Origin of the sequence: Pusillimonas minor (assembly GCF_014237865.1) — a bacterium.
Lineage (GTDB): Bacteria > Pseudomonadota > Gammaproteobacteria > Burkholderiales > Burkholderiaceae_B > Neopusillimonas > Neopusillimonas minor.
The window spans coordinates 1-3,043 of sequence record NZ_JACJUU010000034.1 but is presented as its reverse complement, the minus strand read 5'-3'; the positions used below and the strand labels follow the sequence as shown (position 1 = coordinate 3,043).

Below are 3,043 nucleotides of genomic sequence, written 5' to 3'. Positions count from 1 at the left end.
GGTAAGCGTACGCCCAGTACCGTCTAGCGCTCTCGTTGGAGTCTCATCAGAATAAGTGTCCATTAATTTTGGTAAATGGACATTTATTTTAATGAGCGAATTCTCTGCTTCTCTCGTACCTGTGCCGAGTGGCTATCGGCGTCGGTACACAGTCGATTTCAAGCGGCAAGTCGTGCAGGAATCGATGGCCAGCGGTGCATCCATTGCCGGTGTCGCCATGGCCCATGGGCTCAATGCCAACCAACTGCATAACTGGCGCTGGCAATTTCGGCGCGGCGCCTTTGGGCCCATCACCGAAGGACCGGTCTTGCTGCCAGTGCAGATTAAAGCCGTGTCGGCGCAAGCGCAGCCTCAACCGGCCAAGATAATTGACGGGCAAGATCGCGGCGTAAGCTCAGGGCACATTGAGCTGATCTTCCCCGGCGCACGCGTGGTGGTTCATGGGACGGCCGATCTGCCTACGTTACGTTGCCTCGTTCAGGCGCTACGAGAATGATAGGCTTACCGGCGGGAACCCGCGTCTGGCTGGCGGCCGGTGTCACGGATATGCGTCGTGGCTTCGATGGCCTGGCGGCCATTGTGCAGTCCAAGCTTGCAGAGGATCCCTTCAGTGGTCACGTGTTTGTGTTCCGTGGCCGTAAAGGGGATCGCATTAAGGTGCTCTGGTGGAGCGGCGATGGCATGTGCCTGCTGGCCAAGCGCCTGGAGCAAGGCCATTTCGTCTGGCCTCAAGCCGAATCGGGCTCGGTGTGTTTAACGCCGGCACAGTTGTCGATGCTGCTTGAAGGCATTGATTGGCGCAGGCCTCAGCGCACGCATCGGCCCACACGCGTTTGAGGCATCTATGATGCTTGCAAACCCGCATATTTATTGGGTTTAAGCGCACTTTTAGTGGCGGTTATTTGATAAAATGGGAGCCATGCAAAACGCTGCCGCCACTATGACTGACACCACTGCCTTGCTGGCAGTGATCAAGGCGTTGCAGCAAGAGAACGACTACTTGCGGTTGCAGTTAGTCAAAGCTCGACGTGAGCGCTTCGGGCGTAGCAGTGAGCGGGCTGGCGACTTATTGGCTCAGTTGCCGTTGTTGCTTGGTGGCGTGACCGTAGCAGAATCTCCAGCCCATGTCGTCGATCCTCATAAGCCCACACCCAAGAAGCAGCCTCGGCCCTCTCAGCGTCATAGCTTGCCCGAGTTTCTACCTCGCGAAGAGCATGTGCTTGCGGCGAATGACTCGTGCGACTGCCCGGCATGCGGCGGTACGCTCAAGTTCCTGGGTGAAGACGTTAGCGAAACCTTGGAATTCATTCCCGCCAGCTTTAAGGTCGTTCGTACCGTGCGGCCCAAGCTGGCGTGCGGACGTTGCGACACGATTGTGCAAGCGGGTGCACCGTCTCGGCCGATTGCTCGCGGCTTGGCGGGCCCGGGCTTGCTGGCTCAGGTACTCGTGGCCAAGTATTGCGACCATCAACCGCTGTACCGCCAAAGCGCGATCTATGCTCGGCACGGTGTAACGCTGTCGCGCTCGACCTTGGCCGATTGGGTGGCCGGCAGCAGTCAATTGCTGCGCCCATTGGTGCAGGCGCTGCATCGCTATGTCATGGGTGGCAACAAGGTGCATGCTGACGACACCCCGGTGCCTGTGTTGGCCCCGGGCCGTGGCAAGACCCGCACCGGGCGTTTGTGGACGTATGTGCGCGATGACCGAGCCGCAGCTAGCGAGCAACCGGCGGCAGTGTGGTTCGGATACTCGCCGGATCGCAAAGGTGAACATCCCCAGCGTCACCTTAAAGACTTCCAGGGCATCGTTCAAGCCGATGGGTATGCCGGGTTCAATGCCCTGTACGACAGTGGCCGGGTCAAAGAAGCGGCTTGCTGGGCCCATGTTCGACGCAAGTTCTACGATATTGCCGAGCAACAAAGCAGCCCCGAGGCCTTGCATGTTCTCGGACGCATTGCTGAACTGTATGCGATCGAAGCACAAGTGCGGGGCGGATTGCCCGAGGTGCGACGCCAGGCGCGTCAGGCACGTGCGGGCCCTCGACTGGACGCACTGCACGACTGGCTGCATAACACCTTACGATCCGTCTCACGCAAGTCCGACCTAGCCGGGGCTATCCGCTATGCGCTCACGCGCTGGGCTGCCTTGACGCGTTATGTAGACGATGGCCGCATCGACATCGATAATAATGCAGCTGAGCGGGCACTGCGCGTGGTCGCCCTTGGACGTAAGAATTATCTATTTGCCGGATCCGATGCAGGCGGCCACAGCGCTGCGTCTATTTATAGCCTGCTTGGTAGCGCGGCTCTGAACGGCATTGAACCCATGGCTTACTTGCGTGAGGTGCTGGCCCGTATCGCCGAGCATCCCGTGAATCGAATCGACGAATTGTTGCCATGGAATCTAAACTCACACTGCATCGCTCTGGCTTGCGCCGCGTAACCTCTGACAAGCTCACGGTCTTAGGCGGTGAGGCTCTAGTCTTACGCATTGAGCTGCGTGACAGCGCTCCGCTGATCTACCGAACGATTCTGGTGCCGGCCAACATTACCTTGCGTAAGTTGCACGTGACCTTACTCTGGGCAATGGGGTGGCAAGGTGGGCATTTGCATGAGTTCATCATCAACGACATGCACTACGGTGAGCCCGACCCTGACTACCCCGAGCACGATCTAAAAAACGAGCAACGGGTTCGTTTGGGAAAAGCGTTAGGAGGTGCGCGCACCTTCGACTATCTCTACGACTACGGCGATGCGTGGTGGCATCGCGTCACGCTGGTAGAACGGACTCAATTCGAAGGTCCTCTGGATTCGCCTTGGTGTTTGGATGGGGCTAACGCGTGCCCGCCGGAAGATGTTGGAGGCATACCTGGCTACGAAGACTTCCTTGAGGTCATGGCGAACCCCTCGCACCCCGAGTATGGACAGATGATGCAGTGGTGCGGTGGTCCCTTCGACCCAAGCGCCTTCGATCTAAACGAGGTCAACCAACGCCTGAGGGAAATTCAGCTGTAGCGCAAGACGGTGCTGAGCGGACGCTTAC

The 3,043-nt window shown here is 58.4% G+C and carries 4 protein-coding genes; all 4 read left to right on the top strand.

From position 1 onward, the window contains the following. Positions 1-91 precede the first annotated feature (91 nt). The 4 genes from tnpA (at position 92) to GTU67_RS15040 (ending at position 3,015) form a co-directional block, all read left to right on the top strand. Positions 92-496: an IS66-like element accessory protein TnpA gene (gene tnpA / locus GTU67_RS15055; RefSeq protein ID WP_185780798.1), complete on the top strand. Its 405-nt coding sequence runs from the start codon at positions 92-94 to the stop codon at positions 494-496. Beyond that, positions 493-837, top strand: coding sequence for an IS66 family insertion sequence element accessory protein TnpB (gene tnpB, locus GTU67_RS15050; RefSeq protein WP_185780797.1), 345 nt, complete (start codon positions 493-495; stop codon positions 835-837). The genes tnpA and tnpB overlap by 4 nt, the downstream gene beginning before the upstream one ends. 103 nt (positions 838-940) lie before the next feature. After that, the gene (gene tnpC, locus GTU67_RS15045; RefSeq protein ID WP_430459025.1) at positions 941-2,443 is read left to right on the top strand and encodes an IS66 family transposase; all 1,503 of its coding nucleotides are present in this window, start codon (positions 941-943) and stop codon (positions 2,441-2,443) included. Further along, positions 2,431-3,015: a plasmid pRiA4b ORF-3 family protein gene (locus tag GTU67_RS15040; protein WP_249417745.1), complete on the top strand. Its 585-nt coding sequence runs from the start codon at positions 2,431-2,433 to the stop codon at positions 3,013-3,015. The genes tnpC and GTU67_RS15040 overlap by 13 nt, the downstream gene beginning before the upstream one ends. Positions 3,016-3,043: the final 28 nt, after the last annotated feature.

What these genes read in the sequence shown, in the direction of transcription:
- tnpA (WP_185780798.1), top strand. Translation starts at nt 92, where the DNA reads ATGAGCGAATTCTCTGCTTCTCTCGTACCTGTGCCGAGTGGCTATCGG.
- tnpB (WP_185780797.1), top strand. Translation starts at nt 493, where the DNA reads ATGATAGGCTTACCGGCGGGAACCCGCGTCTGGCTGGCGGCCGGTGTC.
- tnpC (WP_430459025.1), top strand. Translation starts at nt 941, where the DNA reads ATGACTGACACCACTGCCTTGCTGGCAGTGATCAAGGCGTTGCAGCAA.